Annotated in this window: 15 protein-coding genes and 2 pseudogenes; 8 read left to right on the forward strand and 9 right to left on the reverse strand. The window is 34.9% G+C overall.

Annotated features, from left to right (window positions below):
- Window positions 1-22 precede the first annotated feature (22 nt).
- The 3 genes from ACQKNI_RS19365 to ACQKNI_RS19375 form a co-directional block, all read right to left on the reverse strand.
- Window positions 23-337, reverse strand: coding sequence for a 4a-hydroxytetrahydrobiopterin dehydratase (locus ACQKNI_RS19365; RefSeq protein WP_088230849.1), 315 nt, complete (start codon window positions 335-337; stop codon window positions 23-25).
- Window positions 318-2072: an aromatic amino acid hydroxylase gene (locus ACQKNI_RS19370; protein WP_098882470.1), complete on the reverse strand. Its 1755-nt coding sequence runs from the start codon at window positions 2070-2072 to the stop codon at window positions 318-320. The genes ACQKNI_RS19365 and ACQKNI_RS19370 overlap by 20 nt, the downstream gene beginning before the upstream one ends.
- Window positions 2073-2260: 188 nt before the next feature.
- Complete coding sequence (locus tag ACQKNI_RS19375) at window positions 2261-5014, reverse strand: S8 family peptidase (protein ID WP_098882469.1); 2754 nt, start codon at window positions 5012-5014, stop codon at window positions 2261-2263.
- A gap of 228 nt (window positions 5015-5242) precedes the next feature.
- Here ACQKNI_RS19375 and ACQKNI_RS19380 point away from each other — a divergent pair, with 228 nt between their 5' ends.
- Window positions 5243-6475 carry a TolB family protein gene (locus tag ACQKNI_RS19380; RefSeq protein WP_098252968.1) on the forward strand — a complete coding sequence of 411 codons (1233 nt, stop codon included), beginning with the start codon at window positions 5243-5245 and terminating at the stop codon, window positions 6473-6475.
- A gap of 47 nt (window positions 6476-6522) precedes the next feature.
- Here ACQKNI_RS19380 and ACQKNI_RS19385 read toward each other — a convergent pair whose 3' ends face one another.
- Window positions 6523-6645, reverse strand: a complete 123-nt coding sequence (locus tag ACQKNI_RS19385; protein ID WP_088230853.1) for a DUF4023 domain-containing protein — start codon at window positions 6643-6645, stop codon at window positions 6523-6525.
- Between the two features lie 69 nt (window positions 6646-6714).
- Window positions 6715-7051, reverse strand: a pseudogene (locus tag ACQKNI_RS19390) (phosphoglycerate mutase).
- Between the two features lie 123 nt (window positions 7052-7174).
- Here ACQKNI_RS19390 and ACQKNI_RS19395 point away from each other — a divergent pair.
- The 3 genes and pseudogenes from ACQKNI_RS19395 to ACQKNI_RS19405 all read left to right on the forward strand — a co-directional run bounded on the left by ACQKNI_RS19395 (window position 7175) and on the right by ACQKNI_RS19405 (window position 8628).
- Window positions 7175-7798 carry a histidine phosphatase family protein gene (locus ACQKNI_RS19395; RefSeq protein ID WP_088230854.1) on the forward strand — a complete coding sequence of 208 codons (624 nt, stop codon included), beginning with the start codon at window positions 7175-7177 and terminating at the stop codon, window positions 7796-7798.
- Window positions 7771-7863, forward strand: a pseudogene (locus ACQKNI_RS19400) (delta-aminolevulinic acid dehydratase); the annotation flags it as partial. The gene ACQKNI_RS19395 and the pseudogene ACQKNI_RS19400, both read left to right, overlap by 28 nt.
- Window positions 7864-8127: 264 nt before the next feature.
- Complete coding sequence (locus ACQKNI_RS19405; RefSeq protein WP_088230855.1) at window positions 8128-8628, forward strand: DoxX family protein; 501 nt, start codon at window positions 8128-8130, stop codon at window positions 8626-8628.
- A 41-nt stretch (window positions 8629-8669) separates the two neighbouring features.
- On the opposite strand, the gene ACQKNI_RS19410 is transcribed toward ACQKNI_RS19405, so the two are convergent.
- Both ACQKNI_RS19410 and ACQKNI_RS19415 read right to left on the reverse strand, forming a co-directional pair.
- The gene (locus tag ACQKNI_RS19410) at window positions 8670-9554 is read right to left on the reverse strand and encodes an alpha/beta fold hydrolase (RefSeq protein ID WP_088230856.1); all 885 of its coding nucleotides are present in this window, start codon (window positions 9552-9554) and stop codon (window positions 8670-8672) included.
- Between the two features lie 15 nt (window positions 9555-9569).
- Window positions 9570-10403 carry a GNAT family N-acetyltransferase gene (locus tag ACQKNI_RS19415; RefSeq protein WP_098252970.1) on the reverse strand — a complete coding sequence of 278 codons (834 nt, stop codon included), beginning with the start codon at window positions 10401-10403 and terminating at the stop codon, window positions 9570-9572.
- 261 nt (window positions 10404-10664) lie between these two features.
- On the opposite strand from ACQKNI_RS19415, the gene ACQKNI_RS19420 reads away from it, so the two are divergent.
- Both ACQKNI_RS19420 and ACQKNI_RS19425 read left to right on the forward strand, forming a co-directional pair.
- Complete coding sequence (locus tag ACQKNI_RS19420; RefSeq protein WP_088230858.1) at window positions 10665-12050, forward strand: alkaline phosphatase; 1386 nt, start codon at window positions 10665-10667, stop codon at window positions 12048-12050.
- A 6-nt stretch (window positions 12051-12056) separates the two neighbouring features.
- Window positions 12057-12569, forward strand: a complete 513-nt coding sequence (locus ACQKNI_RS19425; protein ID WP_098252971.1) for a hypothetical protein — start codon at window positions 12057-12059, stop codon at window positions 12567-12569.
- Between the two features lie 26 nt (window positions 12570-12595).
- On the opposite strand, the gene ACQKNI_RS19430 is transcribed toward ACQKNI_RS19425, so the two are convergent.
- Window positions 12596-13246 carry a GTP pyrophosphokinase gene (locus tag ACQKNI_RS19430; RefSeq protein WP_088230860.1) on the reverse strand — a complete coding sequence of 217 codons (651 nt, stop codon included), beginning with the start codon at window positions 13244-13246 and terminating at the stop codon, window positions 12596-12598.
- A gap of 337 nt (window positions 13247-13583) precedes the next feature.
- Here ACQKNI_RS19430 and rpmG point away from each other — a divergent pair, with 337 nt between their 5' ends.
- The gene (gene rpmG, locus ACQKNI_RS19435; protein WP_001265617.1) at window positions 13584-13733 is read left to right on the forward strand and encodes a 50S ribosomal protein L33; all 150 of its coding nucleotides are present in this window, start codon (window positions 13584-13586) and stop codon (window positions 13731-13733) included.
- 83 nt (window positions 13734-13816) lie between these two features.
- Window positions 13817-15313: a YcdB/YcdC domain-containing protein gene (locus ACQKNI_RS19440; RefSeq protein ID WP_088230861.1), complete on the forward strand. Its 1497-nt coding sequence runs from the start codon at window positions 13817-13819 to the stop codon at window positions 15311-15313.
- Window positions 15314-15368: 55 nt separating this feature from the next.
- Here ACQKNI_RS19440 and ACQKNI_RS19445 read toward each other — a convergent pair whose 3' ends face one another.
- Window positions 15369-16091: a hypothetical protein gene (locus ACQKNI_RS19445; RefSeq protein WP_098252972.1), complete on the reverse strand. Its 723-nt coding sequence runs from the start codon at window positions 16089-16091 to the stop codon at window positions 15369-15371.
- Window positions 16092-16235 lie beyond the last annotated feature (144 nt).

Genomic DNA, 16235 nt, shown 5'->3' on the forward strand with positions numbered 1-16235 from the left:
GCCTAAAAAAGGCTTCTCTTTTTTACTTTCTTATAATCGCTTTTTCGTTTTGTAAAAATAGTTCATCAAATTGCTTTGCAAGCTCAAAATCTAGTTTCGTTAAACCTTTCGCATTCCAAGATGACAAAGTAATAATAACGGCTTTATACTGGATAAGGATAAATGGGTGATGATTATGTTCTTCTGATAGTTTGGCGGCTTCAGAGACAAATTCGACTCCTTTTAAGTAGTCGGAAAACATATATTTTCGTTCAATCCATTTTTCATCTTTTACCATCCATTTATCTGCCTTCAATAATTCTTCTTGAACTTGTTCTTCAGTTAATCGTAGCATCATTTTTCACATCCTTTATTTTCAGTAATGCAAGACCATTGTTAATCAGACGTGTTACAGCTTCGTCCGTTGTGAAAGTAGACAGTTGTTGTAATAATACTGTAGATGTTTCGTGACCTTTGTTATGTTCTAAAAGCAATTCTAAAATTTCAAGGCGAAGTAGCCATTCTTTCGGATGAAATTTATTTAATACTTCTTGAATAGCTGCTAACTGATCGATATGGGCGTCGTGTAACATACCTTCATTACGAATATCGCGAACTGTTTGATACATACGATCTAGTTCAGTTAATGTAAGAGGTGTTGGAGTTTCTTCTATTTCTTCATCCGCTGGGAAAAACGATGCTGCATCTGCTGCACCTGGGAATACGGAAGTGATTGTTGAACCAACCGCCATATCAAATGCTCCCCATGAATCGTCAAATAATAAGCGGTCTTTATAAGTAACTGTACAATCGATAAAGGAGATAAGAGCGATCTTTTTATCGCTTTTTTCGATAGCTGTTACCGTTCCTTTTACATGGATACCACTTGCAAAAGTAAATGCTGCTTTATTTCCAATTTTAATTCCTAATGATTGTAATTGTTCATCTGTACAATTTTCTAATGCAATATTTTCAGTAAGTAATCCAATTGGTGTTCCAAAGCCATCATTGTGTACAGAGGTAGAATGATCCGCTAGTTGTTTATTATGAATTGCTAATGCAGTTGGCGAATTTGTTCGCATGTAAATAAGTTCACCTGCGTCGTTTTCAATTGTCTCGTTGAATGTGCCTGTAATTTGTAATCCGCTATTTAGCTCAGCTGTTGCATGGTTTTCAGAGCGAATCGCTTTTTCTAATCCTTCTTTACCACCTGTTTTAAAGGCCATCGTTTCCGAGAACTTCTCAAGTGCTTCTGTTAATTCCTCAAATGATTCACATACAAATAGTTGTGGTTGCATTTTTGTTACGTCATAAGTTGTCCCAGTACATGCTTCTATAGAAAATGGAACTTTTTCTACAGCGTCCGTTAAGCAATGTTTGCTCTCGCCTACAGAGGAAAGGAGACCAGCACCATATATTTTTGGATTGTCTATACTTCCGATTAAGCCATATTCTACTGTCCACCAGAAAAGACGTGAAATTTGTTCCGCTTCTGACAAACCAGAAACTAAGTTTTGTTTTTCAATTACATTATTTTCAGCAGCTGCAACTTCTTCAGGTGTAGAAGTCGGGCTTTCTTTTACGATTGTTAATGTACGAACAGCTTCAAACGCCTCGTGTTCTTCTTTTGTAGAGAAAGCTTTCGCTCCAATTTGTCCAAATCGTTTCACATATTGTGCATATGTAGGATCAAGTAAAATTGGGGCATGGCCTGCAGCTTCATGAACGATATCTGGAGCAGGTGTATACTCGATATTTTCTACTTTGCGAATATCTGTTGCAATTGGTAATAATCCGTGTCCTTGAAAATCAAAGAATGCTACGCCAGGGATAAGTCCATCAATCGTTACAGCTCCCCAGCCGCTTGGTGCTAAACATTCATTCATTTCTTCAACCTTTGGAATTGCATCTATATTAATACCAGATGATTGTAGTCCATTCACATAGGCTGGATGGGCAACGTCTTTTAAGAAACTATGATTTTGTTTCATAATGTAACGCCAAACAGCATGATTTACCGGTGTGTATTGATCGTAATGTTGTGTGGATACGAATGGTTTTAAATGTGATGGAATTTCTGTTTTCTTTGTCATTTAAACATCCTCCTTTTTTTCTATAAAATTGAATATGTGATTTGTATAGTTTGTACCAACTCCTTTTAAAATTGTAAGCGCTTATAATTTTATCATAAAATTCTGAATTATTTAATATTTGTTACATGAGAAATAGAAAAATCCCCTATCGGAACATCCGATAGGGGCAGAAGAATGGGGGTACTACTTTATTTCACTTCCAAATCAACATTTAACTTAGATGTATTTCCTGCTGCATCAGTTGCTACAATATGAATTGTATTCTTTCCTTCTTGTAATTGACTACGATCGAAATAAATACCGTAATTTTTCTCCCAAGGATTTAGGAATGCACTTTCCCATACACCATTTCCGTTGATTTCATATTGCATGCTCACTGGAATACCAGGTGCTATCCAACCAGACTCTGACATCCAATCTAGTAGAATATCGTCCACTTTTCCTGTGATTACAAGGTTTTCTTGGTCAACTTCGTATGTTAACTTAGGTGCAGTTCTATCAAGAAATACAGCAGCTGTTTGTTTTGTTTCCCCACCAGAATTAGAAGCGACAGCTTCGATTTGATATAAACCATCCGCTAATGGTGATCCATCAATTTTGGTACCATTCCATTTGAAAGGCTTATAACCAGCTGTTTCGTTTTTACCTTGATAAATCATTCCTTCGTATGTCACACGGTCTTTTGTAACTAAGTTAGCATGTAACGTTACATCTTCGACTGGAGCAACTAAATAGTAATTGATGAGATTATCATCTAGTATGTTATCGCCATTTGGACTAAAAGTAGCATTAATAATTTCGAGTCCATCTATACGCTTGTAATCTTTAGGATCGATACTAAATGTAAATGGAATGCGAGTTTCTTCCTGCTTACCTTGTTCTTTTACATACACATTCCCAGTATATACACCTTGAGGCAATGAACTATCGACAGTGATAGTAAATGGTTTTTCGGTACTACTATTCGGCTGTATGCTAATCGATGAAGGTACAGAAGTTTTTACTTTTGTTTTTGTATTCGCATCTAGTAATTCTACACGAGTTGAAAAGCTTTTCTTTTTACTAGATAGATTTTGTAATGTAATATTCTGCGTCAGTTTTACCTTTGCGCTATTTGGCTTAATAAGACCGAAGCTGATATTGTTAGGTTTGACTAATACATCTGTTTGAGCTGCTTTTGGGATGTTAATTAAACCAGATCCTTGTGTCATAACAGGATATGTATTTTCATTCACATCTTTTAAAGTCTTTGCTGTATTGGCAAGTGATGCTTTTAGTTGTTCTGGCGTCCAATCAGGGTGCATTTGACGTAATAAAGCAACCGCTCCTGCTACTTGCGGAGCAGCCATACTTGTTCCGTTGTGAGATTCATAGCCACCTCTAGGTACAGTACTCGTAATTTGTACGCCCGGTGCAACGATATCAGGTTTAATAAGCCAACTACCTTGTGATGGCCCTCTAGAACTAAAGTTACCGATTAGTTCAGTTTGAGCTGGTTGTCCAATTTTTATATTTTTCGTGCGCTTTGTAATTAAGTTTTTCAACTCTTCACCATTTGCATTTGATAATTGCATAACTGGAAGAGCTAGGTTTTCACGTGTGAAGTATTCAGGCATAATATCGATTTCTTTTTCATTAGAAATTAATAGTACACCAAGTGCACCAGCTTGCTTCGCTTGTTCTGCTTTTACTAGCGTACTAGAAGTTCCTTGTAGGACAAGGGCGAATTTTCCTTTTACATCTTGTTTTGCATAATCACTTGGCGAACCATATCCAACATATACAAGAGGAGAATCATTTCCTATTGGGAAATCAGATTTTGATAATGGTAACCCTTGATATGTTTTGCTAGAACCAGCTACTTGGAATGTTGGGAACGGGATAGAAACGGTAGATGCTCCAACTGATATAACACTACTTGCATTACCAGGTGCATCAACAGACCAAGGGTGTGGTCCATCATTTCCATTTGAAACAACTGCAGTAACTCCAAGCTTTGCCGCACGCTCAAGCGTTAATGTTACAGGCTGATCAGGTGTATTTAAACTTTGCCCAAGAGATAAATTTAAAACGTCAGCACCGTCTTGAATTGCTCGTTCAATACCTTGAATAATATCGTCTGTTGTACCAGTCCCGCCATCATTCATTACACGATAGGCTAAAATGGAAGCATTTGGAGCAACGCCTTTAATTTTTCCGTTACTGGCAACAATTCCAGCTACATGAGTACCATGTACGTTACCATCCATCGGATCGTTATCTTCATCGACTGTGTCATATCCACCGATATAATTAGCTTTTAAGTCAGGATGTGTATAGTCTACGCCAGAATCGATAATCGCTACTTTCATACCTTTTCCATCAAGTGGTTTGCCAGACGGATCTTTTAAATTCCATGCTTCAGGTGCACCAATTGTCGGTCCGCCGATGTTTGGTGCTTCTTTGTTAGTAGCACTTTTTGATGTTTCATGCAATTTATATGTTAAGTTCGGATGGACTGCTTTTACTTCAGGTAAAGAAGCAATAGCGGTAATTTGATCTCCAGGAACTGAAATAGAGAATCCAGAAAATAACGTATTATAAACTTCTTTAATTTTTGCACCAGGTGCTTTTTCTTTTATTTTCTTAGTCGTATCTTCTTGTGCCTTTTTAAGTTGTGCATGATAAGACTGCGCATTATTATTTTGTAAATCGGGTGCATGCTGAATATTACTTTGCGCAGCAAGAGGAGCATGTTGCAATTCTACAATGACTGAAATTTCTTTTGCTGTTTTTGTTTCAACATTTTGAGCAATTTTATTTTCGCCCCACTGCTCAATTGTGGTTTTAAGTTGTGGACTAAATTGCTTCTCTTGTTGCAGTGATTCAGCATGGGCGCTTAAAGCTCCAAAACTTGAAAAGACGAGCGCCATACTTAATAGTGTAGATGTCGTTTTTTTCATTGAAACTCCCCCTAATAAAAAGTGCTAATATTCCGAAAAATAATCTTACATTTTTATTCAAAATTATAAGATAGGATGTTAGCTAAACTATATTTTCGACATAATTCATACCAATCCTCTTTGGATTGAAAATTTCTTGGGAAATTTTTTCTGATTATGTCGAATGGGGATTTTTCACATATTGTAGGTGGGAAGTGAGGAATGCTATGTGGGAAATGGAGGAGTGTTATGAAAAGGCTCATAGTAAGTGGCAGCGCAGTGTTACTCATGTTTTTATGTTCCATCACTATTACTAGCGCAGAAAATAATGAAGCGAAAATTGCTTTTATTCGTCATCATGACCTTTGGATTAAAGTTGATGGGAAAGAAAAACAACTTACAAAAGGAGAGTACATAACAGGGCCAAAGTGGTCTTATGATGGAGAGTGGCTTGCATATGCGAAAGGCGAGAAACAAAATCAATTGGAATTGTATCGATTGAAAAATGGAAAGAAAGTTACACCGTTTCACTCAGAAACATCGAATTATCAATGGTCACCAAAAGAGAATATAATTGCATTTATATTTACAGGTACATTAAGTACATATGATGTAGAAAAAAAGAATGCTACTTTTGAAAATGTATCCAATGGTGTAGGGGATTATGCTTGGTATCCAGACGGACAGAGGTTTTTTGTTTCCTCTGAAGCGTACTTGCTTCCAACAGGATGGACAGGAGCCCAGCTATATGAAGTGCAAAAGGATGCAAACATGAATCCGCATAAAATGAAACATATATATGCATTACCAAATGAACATGATGATTTTTTAGCGTTAGTTGCAAGTGGATTCAAGTGGTCACCAGATCAAAAATGGATTTCGTTTTTAGCGGTGCCAACAGCTTCTTGGTCAGCTGATAGTAATACACTTTGTTTAATTCGAGCAGATGGCAGTCGGTTTGAAAAAGTAGATCAAATGTTATTAAATGCACAATGGTTCCAATGGGCACCATCAAAAAATATATTAGCCTATATTGAAGGAAGCGGGAGAGTTGCATTAGAAAATAAACATTTAAAAGTAAAAGAACTGCCAGCACTCCAGCAGAATACATTTACACCGAAAGGATATGTCGATTGGGATTTTACATGGAAGAACGATAACGTAATTATCGTTTCACGAGCAAAAGAGGCAGGGATAGAAACCCCGCCAGAAAAAAGGCCACTACCATCTTTATATGAGGTCAATCGTACAAGCGATAAACAGCATCAAGTCACAAAGCCATTTAATAAGCAAGGTGATTACCACCCCATCTTCTTGAAGAAAAACAATCAATTAATATGGATACGTTCAGACCGTAAGAAAGCAGATGTATGGCTTGCTCATAACGATGGAAAACATGAAAAGAAATGGATTGAAAATATAGATGTACCAGAGTGGTATTATGAAAGCTGGAATTGGGAAAATGTCATCTCGGTGAAATAACAATAAAAAGCCTGCCTAAAAGACAATTTTAGGCAGGTTTTTTATTGTTATTTATGTGTTTTATTTGGCTTTTTCTTCGCCGGGTTTCCGTTCCCTTGACGTTTTCTATTTTGTTCATCTTTTGCTTGTCTTTCATGTAGTGTATCTAAAAAGTCATTTGAGTTACTCATTTGTATATCTCTCCTTTCATTTCGTCATAGTTACTATAACCATTTAGGAGGATAATCATGAGTTAGAAGTTAGGCGCTTAATTTTCTCCGATAGTATAAGTAAAATAGTCCATACATAATAAGTAGCATGAGTAAAACTTGTAACTCTACATTGTCTTTTAAATAGTTGCGACAGGATCAGGTAAGAAAGGTGATTTTTCACTTCCCCCTAAATTTAACTATTTGTTTAAGAGGTTAATGATACAAAACATGAAAATGCCAGACCAACTCGCGATAATTGCTTGATGTTTAATTTTTGTTTCACGTTCATCATCTGTAATCCAAGGATTAGCAGTTTTATCGCTATTAAAAAGCTATTTATGTATCCCCATATGATCATTCCGATAAAGGTGATAATCCATTTCATATTTGTGATCCCCCTCTTATTGTAAAAAGTATTTGACACATATAGGTTGTTCGTGTAGCAGGAATAAAGAATGAAATAGGGAAGAAATACGTGAGCTTATTTTAAAGTGAGAGGGGAAGAGGTATGAAGTTCGTTTTTGTTCGGCATGGTGAAGGAGAGCATACAAAGAGTTTACCTTCAAGTTTACAATTGTTGAATCCCCCGTTGACGGAGGAAGGGAGAAATCAGGCTAAATTACTTCAACGAGATGTTTCGTTACAAGAAACGGATATATTAATTGTTAGCCCTACACTTCGAACCTTGCAAACTGCGACAATATGGAGTGCAGAAGTTGATTGTCAAAAAATCGTCCATCCATATGTATCTCCACGTATTTTTCCTTATCGAGAAGGAGCGAAAACATTACCATGTGATCGCATAGTAGATCAGGAAATGGTAACAAAGTTATTTCCACATTTTTCTTTAGAGAAAAGTGCAAATAAGCAGTTATGGATGGAAGGTATAAATATTATTTCAGAGAATAGTCTTCAGCAAATAGTAGATGAATTTGTTAGCTGGTGTTTTGAGGTAAGGGCTGAAAGAATTTGCATCGTCTCTCACGATGGAACAATTACAGCATATAGGCAATACTTGCAGAAAGTCGTTTTAACGAGATCAGATTTTTTGAAAGAAACGGGTATATATGAAATGAATTTATCCAGTAAAAGTCTAATTAATGAGGGAGTATTAAACATGAAAAAACGTTAGAAGAAGCTTTTCAAGAAGCGAGATTAATTGATAAAAAGACACATACATTTCGACTATATAAGTAGTGTGAAACGTGTTTATTCAAATATAGAATAAACACGTTTCACATTTAGCACACAGTTTTTTTACAATTTCTTCAATGAAAATGATTATCACTTATGGTATGATATGTTCAAGTTTTTACAGGTAATGAAAGCTACTATATAAACGTTAGTTTTCAATGATTAATGAGCATGTCACGAATTATTCATCATTAACATTTGAAAAATAAGTAACTAATGTTATTGTATCACTTGTAACTGACTTAATTACAACTTTAGGAGGAAGATATGGTTATTCAATTTTTAAGAGAAAACAAAGCAGTTTCTTTTGTGTTGGCAGTAATTCGAGTGTATCTTGGTTATACATGGTTAATGGCTGGAATCGGTAAACTACAAGGAAAAGGATTCGATGCAACTGGTTATTTACAAGGCGCAATTGAAAAATCTAAAGGAGCGCAACCGGCGGTTCAATCTTGGTGGGCATCATTTTTACAAGATTTCGCAATTCCAAATGTTGATCTATTTAATACACTTGTAACATGGGGAGAGATTTTAGTCGGAATTGGTTTAATTGTAGGTTGTTTAACAAAAACAGCGGTCTTTTTCGGTCTTTTAATGAACTTTTCCTATATGTTTAGTGGGTCAATTGGTGTGAACCCTGAAATGGTTATCTTATCTTTGTTTGTTCTCGTTTCTGGTATGAATGCTGGGAAATTTGGAATTGATGGCTTCATTATTCCGAAAGTATTAGGATCAAAAACGCCAAAACGTCAAAAGCAAGCTGCTTAATATATGAAAACGGGTATCTCAAAATGAGATACCCGTTTATGTTATTTTTCAGATGGAATTGGATTGTTTTTAAAGAAATCTTTTACATACCCTACAAACTCTTGTGGCTCTTGACGGAATGGTGCATGATAACCTTTTTCGATAATATGAAAAGTACTATTTTTTAAGAATTGATGATACGTTTCTCCTTCTTTCCAAGAAACGCTACTATCATTTCTTCCCCATATAATTAATGTTGGTTGTTTGATTTCATTTGCATTGATTTGAAGACGTCTAGGCCATAATTTCATGTTATTATAATGCTCTTCATCATTCCGTTTGAATTTCACTTTGCTTTCATCATAATCTGTAATAGAAGAAACGGTGTTTAAATCAGTCGATAATTGTGGTTTAGGAGAACCTTTTTTATTAACGAGTGTATGAGGGCCGCCTGTAGCATCAGTTAAGATAAGGTGGGTGACTGCTTCAGGGTATAAATATGTTAAATTAAGAGAAATTTCTCCGCCCATTGAATGCCCCAGTATTGCGAACGAATCATAACCTAGTTTTTTCATTAATTTATAATACAAATTTGCATGAGTTGGAAAAGAATAATAAAAATCCATCGGCTTTGATGAGCGTCCGAATCCTAAAGCATCTACAGAAATAATTGTATGATCTTTAGCTAAATCTGAGTAAATTTTTTGAAACCCATCTGAAGATCCTCCAAATCCATGGATCATAAGTAGAGGTGGTTTTTCATTACCAATCTTTTTAAAGTAAATGGTTTGCCCATCTATTTCTACCATTTTTTCCTCGGTAGTTAGTTTCGCTGTAATTGTATTTTTGACTTGTTTTACTTGTTCTACTGGCTTTTCTGCTGCACTACATCCTACTAATAGTGTAAGAGTAAGACAACCTACCATAAAATACCTAAATCGCTTCAACTAGGTGTCCCCTTTCTAACATAACGCTGTATCTATCATAGCAAATAGCATATTACGATTTCCAGGAAGTTGGCTACCATTTTTTATCATAAGGGGGGAAAGGAGCGTTTCTTGGAACTCTTCTGTTTGAAGAAATTTACGAAATGTATATTGTGAATGTGGGACATCAATTCGTACTGTGCCATTCCAACATTTACATATGTTTTGTAGTAATTGAACGGCATCTTCTTCTCGTTTGGCGATAAGTGGATTGATACATAATATATTACCTTTTTGTATGCATAAGGAAAAAGCTTCTATACAGTTATGTCTCTCAATTTTAAAAGAGTGGCTGGTTCTTGGTAATAGTAATGAATAAAGTAAAGAACGATTGGTACCAGTTGTAATTTGATCGAGAGAAATAAGTGATATAAGGTCTTTTTCTTTTACTTGTTGTGTATGAGTGATATGTGTCCTAGTAGTTTTTTTTTCAAAACGATGAATCGTCGTTACTGTTTGAAATCCGCATGATGTATAAAGAGGCTCGCCAGCTTTTGTTGCAATAAGTGCAATTGGTTGTTTTAGGTGAGTGTGTTCTAAGCAGTGATTAAGCAAAATACGCCCGATGCCTCGACCTTGAAAATTAGGATGGACGATTAACATACCAATAGTAGAAAAACTATTTTTAAAAGGAAATACTCCTCCAGCTGCAATCAGTTTATTTTCATACATATAACCGATAAATGTGCCGAGAGAAAGATACATTTTGAATTGTTTTCTCATAAATGCTTTATCTTGTAACCATCCAATTGCTTTGCAAAGGTCGAGTAAATCAAAAATAAAAGTTTCATCTAGCTTTATTATTTTCATAAATTTTCACCACATTTCTATTAATCTTCATAAAAGTAGATTGAAAATGTTAAATAAGAGATTTACGTTAAATGAAATCCAACTTGTTTATATTTCGATTGTAAAGGGTATGACGGTTGATACGGAAAGACAAAGTTATACAAATTATAACTGATATTTACATAACTTAACAAAAAATTTACATATAACTAATTTTCTCTTAATAGTCTTCCATTAAATTTGATAGTGGGAAATGAATAACCTAATTAGGGGGACAAGACAGTGAAAAAGTTTGTAAAAAAAGCATGGCCATTTGCAGTTGTTGCATCATTAGCAGTTACTTCGGTAGCAACATGGAATTTTACTCGTTCTAGTGAGGTTAATGCAGATGAGAACGGCAACAATGCAAAGATTAAAAATGTTATCGTATTAATTGGGGACGGTATGGGGCCTTCATATATGACGGCTCATCGTTATATGAAAGATAATCCAAAAACATTCGAGATGGAATCTACAGAATTTGATAAGCATCTTGTAGGAACACAAAAAACATATCCAGAAGATGAACATGAAAATATTACGGACTCTGCATCAGCAGCAACAGCTATGTCTGCAGGGATTAAAACATATAACGCGGCAATTGCGGTTGATAACGATAAAGCGGAAGTGAAAACTGTTCTTGAGCAAGCGAAAGAAAAAGGAAAATCAACAGGATTAGTTGCAACTTCTGAAATTACACATGCAACACCAGCTGCTTTCGGGGCGCATGATATTAGCCGTAAAAATATGGACGCAATTGCAAATGATTATTTTGATGAGAAAATTAAAGGGAAGCATAAAGTAGATGTTATGCTTGGCGGCGGCGTAAATAACTTTGTTAGAAAAGATCGTAATCTTACAGAAGAATTTAAGAAATCTGGTTATAGCTATGTAACAGATCGAAATCAATTGTTAAATGATAAAAATGATCAAATTCTTGGCTTATTTGCACCAGGCGGATTAGATAAAATGATTGACCGTAATGAAAAAACACCTTCATTAGAAGAAATGACAAATGCAGCAATTGAGCGTTTGAACAAAAATAAAAATGGTTTCTTCTTAATGGTTGAAGGAAGTCAAATTGACTGGGCGGGACATGATAATGATATCGTTGGTGCAATGAGTGAAATGGAAGACTTCGAAAAAGCTTTCAAAGCAGCAATTGAGTTTGCAAAAAAAGATAAAAATACATTAGTTGTTGCAACTGCAGACCACGCTACAGGTGGGTTATCTCTAGGTGCAAATGGCGAGTATAACTTTAAAGTAGATCCAATTAAAGCTGCAAAACGCACACCAGACTTTATGGCAAATGAGATTGCAAAAGGTGCAAATGTAGAAGAAACATTGAAAAAATATATTGATTTACAATTAACACCAGAAGAAATTAAACCGGTAAATGATATAGCTCCATCAAAAGATGTAACAAAGATTGATAATGCGATTGAAGATATTTTCAATAAGCGCTCGGTTACAGGCTGGACAACTGGTGGACATACAGGTGAAGATGTAAACGTGTATGCATTTGGACCAGGTAAATACTTATTCTCTGGTGTTCAAGAGAATACAAATATAGCGAAACGTGTATTCGATATTGTTGGCGGTGGCGATCCGAATAAAGGAAGACGCTAATTATAAATGAAAGTGAGGCGAAATGCCTCACTTTTCTTTTTAGGAGCTGGGAAGATGAAGATTTTCTTAGGGAAATTCAAATTGTTATTAGTAGTATTATTGTTAGTTGGATGTCAATCTCAAGAGGAAAATATAGAACAAAAAACGACGACTAAGAAAACTGAAGAAACGGTACAAGTAACAAAAGAAGAAGAGAAGTCTATTCAAGGTGTTATTGAGACGTTTGTACGAACAACGAATGAAAAAAATCTTGCTGAACATATGGAGTTATTTTCAAAGAAGATGCCTAGTGCCGAAGACTTAAAAACGCAAAAAGAAGCTGCTTTTCAAAAGGGGAATAAGAAAATTGAATTGGAACATATAGATATGAAAGCTAGTAAAGCAGGATATGTGATTGTTGAAACGAAGGAAAAGGAGATAGATGGGGAAGTCACTCTTCAGAAGAAAGTACAATATGCGCTTGGAAAAGAAGAGGATAAATGGAAAATCGAAGAGGTTCGCACGATTGAAAAGAAATAAAAAGGTTCTCATAGGAGAGAACCTTTTTATAGTGGTAACATAATTTGATTTGAGCATGCTTCAATGTCATCAATATCTTGGCGAATTGTTGCCATTTTATTGTCAAGATCTTCAGCTTTCATTGCTGCATCATGGAGCTCTTCTTTTAAATACTCAGGTATATTGCCTTCATATTTATAATAAAGTTTATGTTCTAAACTTGCCCAAAAGTCCATCGCAAGTGTACGTAACTGAATTTCTGCAAATACATCTTTTGTACCAGAATTTAGTGATAAAGGATATTTAATAATCATGTGCAAGCTTTTATATCCGTTTCCTTTTGGATTAGCAATATAATCTTTTACGTCTACGACTTCCATATCCTCACGATTTTCAATTACTTCTTTTAAATGATAGATATCTTCTACGAAACAACATGTAATACGAATACCAATAATATCTTGTAACTGTGTTTGAGCATTTTCAACTGTTGGTGATAAGTTTTTACGCTCTAGTTTTTTAATAATACTTGCAGGTTGTTTTAGTCTAGTTTTTATATGTTCAAACGGGTTGTAATCCTCTAGAAATTGAGCTTCCCGGTTCATAATTTCAAATTTAGTTTTTAACTCTTCTAAAGCAAATGTATACGGTAATACAAAAGCTTTCCAGTAGTTAACTGTTGATTGATTATATTCCATTTATATACACACCTTTTCCTATTTACAAGTGAGGTTGTTATTATACTAAACACCAGATCATATAAGCACAAGCAGCAAATGATGAGATCATAAAACGATATTTAGTTTTCATAATTTCAACTCCTTTCGAATGAGATTCTATATGAATAAACGTGATTGTTAATAAGTTCACTATGTACAAGTTCTATAGTAATAGATTCGTGTGAATTTCGTATGAACTAATTGTTTCAGCTTTTTGTCTTTTGTTTGCAATTGACAAATAGAATGAAGTTATATATTATGTAAAACGTAATCATTACGTTTTAGTTGCGATCTTTGAACGAAAGGAGAATTACATATGCGTGTAAATATTACATTAGCTTGTACGGAGTGTGGTGATCGTAATTATATTTCTAAAAAAAATAAACGAAACAATCCAGAGCGTATCGAACTAAAAAAATATTGTCCACGATTAAAGCGAGTAACGTTACATCGTGAGACGAAGTAGAAGACTAGAGATATCTCTAGTCTTTTTTTATGAGTCTTGATTTCATTTGTTATAATTACCTTAAATTGTAATAAAGGAGAGGTATGATGAATCAAAAAAATAAAGAAAGAAAAGAGCAAGTGGCTCATATTATTGAAATTCCAGATGAATATAGGCTTGTTGTAGATGATCAAGAAGGTGTGGATGACCCGTATCATCTATTATGGTGGGAGCATAAAGAGGCTGAGGAGAAAACGGTACAGATTACGCTGAATAGACATACCGGTAATTTAATTGAATTTAGGATAGGTGATGAAAATTATTTTTCAAGTGGTAAGGCAGCGATAGAGGAGAATAAGGCAAGAGAAATTGCAAATGTATTTATAAAGAAATATGTGCAAGAAGGATTAGAATTTTATACATATGTGAAGGTTAAGGGCGACAGGCGTGGCTGGAAAGAAGTAAATTATATGCAAGAAGTGAATGGCTATCCATTGCCGAATACGGGATGTGTTGTACGAGTCCATCCTTCAGGGAATGTTGTGAATTTCCATTATAATGGACAAAAAGCGATAGAGAAAAAACCGTTATGGCCAAGTGAAATTGTTGAGGAGAACATCGTTTTAGAAAGTTTGAAAACTAGACAAGATATGAGACTTGTATTTGTAGATTTAACATACTCTTCATGTAAATATGAAAATGGTGAGGAAATAAAAGGGCATCATCTTGTATATGAACCAGCACCTAGTCATGCGTTTATTAATGCAAGTACAGGTAAAGATTTATATGGGCCAGAACATTATAAATTACCTTCTGCAGTACTTGTCGATAAACCGTTAAAGAGTAGTCCTAAAAAAGATGTGCTTGATTTATTTGATTGGGACAAGGAGAAATTTGTAAAATTAGATGAAAAAGTAGATGAGGATGAAGTCCGGATAAAATTTGTATTAAAAGAAGAATTACAAAAAGAAATAGAAGAGAAGGATTCATATTCAATGGATGAGTTCTATAAAAAACATTTTCCAATGCTGAAGCATGATGAATTTGTTGTAATTACTCTAGATAAAGAAACAAATCAATTGCTTTCTTTTTTTATGTGGAAGGATGAGAAAAAAAGAAGAACAATCTTATCAAGAGAGCAATGTTTAAGCAAAGCACTTCAATTTTTAGAGCATACTCTCCCAGATGCGACAAAGTATATTCAGCTTTGGGATGATTATGAAGAGGAAGAGGGGATAGAGAGGTTTTCCTTTTCAATGTATGTAAATGACATTCATGTAGAGAGGAAATATATTATGATCAACATCAATGCAGAAAATGGTGCAGTGATGCACTACTCTGGAGAGTCTAGCAAATTTATAAAAGAATTACTTACATATGAAACAACACCAAAAGTAACAAAAGAAGAAGCGTTAGAAATATATATAGAGGCCATGCGAGTTAATTTAGAATGGTTTTTAGAAAATGAGGTAGGGGAAACGAACTACGAACTACTGTATAAACAAACAACGGATGAAAATTATAAAGACCCCTTCGACTGTAGTCGAGAAATTCGTTATATTGATGCGCATACTGGGGAGAAAATTTGGAGTGAATATTAGTAAAAGCCAATCGATACGTATCGATTGGCTTTTACTATGTTCGTAGAATCATTTATTAATTGCTGTTAAGTGGTTGAAGAATACCATCTTGAGCTTTTGACCACTCATATAAATTCCCATCTGATCCTACTGCGAAATTTAGAGCACGTTGATGTTCACCGTCACCATTTGTGTATAAAACGTCATATAGCTTAATGCCATTTACTGTGCCGATTAGCTGGTCTTCCGCAGAGACGTAATGAATGTCAGCTGATCGAGCTCCCATTCTTTTTTCTAGAACTCTTACAGCGTCTTCACTTGTGAATTTAATAGTATCAGTTTGTTTATTTGGTTGTTTAGCTGGCTGTTGGTCTTTCTGAGTATTTTTAGATGCTGCTTCAGTTTCTCCATTATTTTTGGCTGTTGTATTGTTCTCAGTTTTTGTGTTGTTTTTAGTTGTTGTATTGTTCTCAGTTTTTATGTTGTTCTCGGTTTTTGTGTTGTTCTCGGTTTTTGTGTTGTTCTCAGTTTTTGGATTGTTCTCAGTTGTTGTGTTGTTCTCAGTTTTTGCGTTGTTCTCAGTTGTTGTGTTATTCTCGTTTTTTGCATTTCCCTCAGTTGTTACACTGTCTTCAGCTTTTTCGCTATCTTCTGTTTTTGTACTGTCTTTTGATGCGCTAGTATCCTGTTTAGTGGTCTCATTTTTTGTAGGAGACGTTTGTTGTCCACAAGCTGAAAGTAAGAAAAATGATAATGTGAGTACTATTAGGTTTCTGATTTGTGACGTAGCATATCGCATGAAAACACCTCTTTCAAAATTTTGGAACTTAACATATTGTAATACATTGGAAAAAATATGCAAAGTATGAAAGATTTATTTCGTTCGACAAAAAGCTAAGGGTTCCATATTTATATCGTACAGACACAAACAACCTCAAGCCCA

This window comes from Bacillus sp. NPDC094064, from assembly GCF_050279585.1.
In the GTDB taxonomy this organism is placed as follows: domain Bacteria; phylum Bacillota; class Bacilli; order Bacillales; family Bacillaceae_G; genus Bacillus_A.

Coding starts and splice junctions, on each gene's coding strand:
- ACQKNI_RS19365 (WP_088230849.1), bottom strand. CDS start 337: ATGATGCTACGATTAACTGAAGAACAAGTTCAAGAAGAATTATTGAAG.
- ACQKNI_RS19370 (WP_098882470.1), bottom strand. CDS start 2,072: ATGACAAAGAAAACAGAAATTCCATCACATTTAAAACCATTCGTATCC.
- ACQKNI_RS19375 (WP_098882469.1), bottom strand. CDS start 5,014: ATGAAAAAAACGACATCTACACTATTAAGTATGGCGCTCGTCTTTTCA.
- ACQKNI_RS19380 (WP_098252968.1), top strand. CDS start 5,243: ATGAAAAGGCTCATAGTAAGTGGCAGCGCAGTGTTACTCATGTTTTTA.
- ACQKNI_RS19385 (WP_088230853.1), bottom strand. CDS start 6,645: ATGAGTAACTCAAATGACTTTTTAGATACACTACATGAAAGACAAGCA.
- ACQKNI_RS19395 (WP_088230854.1), top strand. CDS start 7,175: ATGAAGTTCGTTTTTGTTCGGCATGGTGAAGGAGAGCATACAAAGAGT.
- ACQKNI_RS19405 (WP_088230855.1), top strand. CDS start 8,128: ATGGTTATTCAATTTTTAAGAGAAAACAAAGCAGTTTCTTTTGTGTTG.
- ACQKNI_RS19415 (WP_098252970.1), bottom strand. CDS start 10,403: ATGAAAATAATAAAGCTAGATGAAACTTTTATTTTTGATTTACTCGAC.
- ACQKNI_RS19425 (WP_098252971.1), top strand. CDS start 12,057: ATGAAAGTGAGGCGAAATGCCTCACTTTTCTTTTTAGGAGCTGGGAAG.
- ACQKNI_RS19430 (WP_088230860.1), bottom strand. CDS start 13,246: ATGGAATATAATCAATCAACAGTTAACTACTGGAAAGCTTTTGTATTA.
- rpmG (WP_001265617.1), top strand. CDS start 13,584: ATGCGTGTAAATATTACATTAGCTTGTACGGAGTGTGGTGATCGTAAT.
- ACQKNI_RS19440 (WP_088230861.1), top strand. CDS start 13,817: ATGATGAATCAAAAAAATAAAGAAAGAAAAGAGCAAGTGGCTCATATT.
- ACQKNI_RS19445 (WP_098252972.1), bottom strand. CDS start 16,091: ATGCGATATGCTACGTCACAAATCAGAAACCTAATAGTACTCACATTA.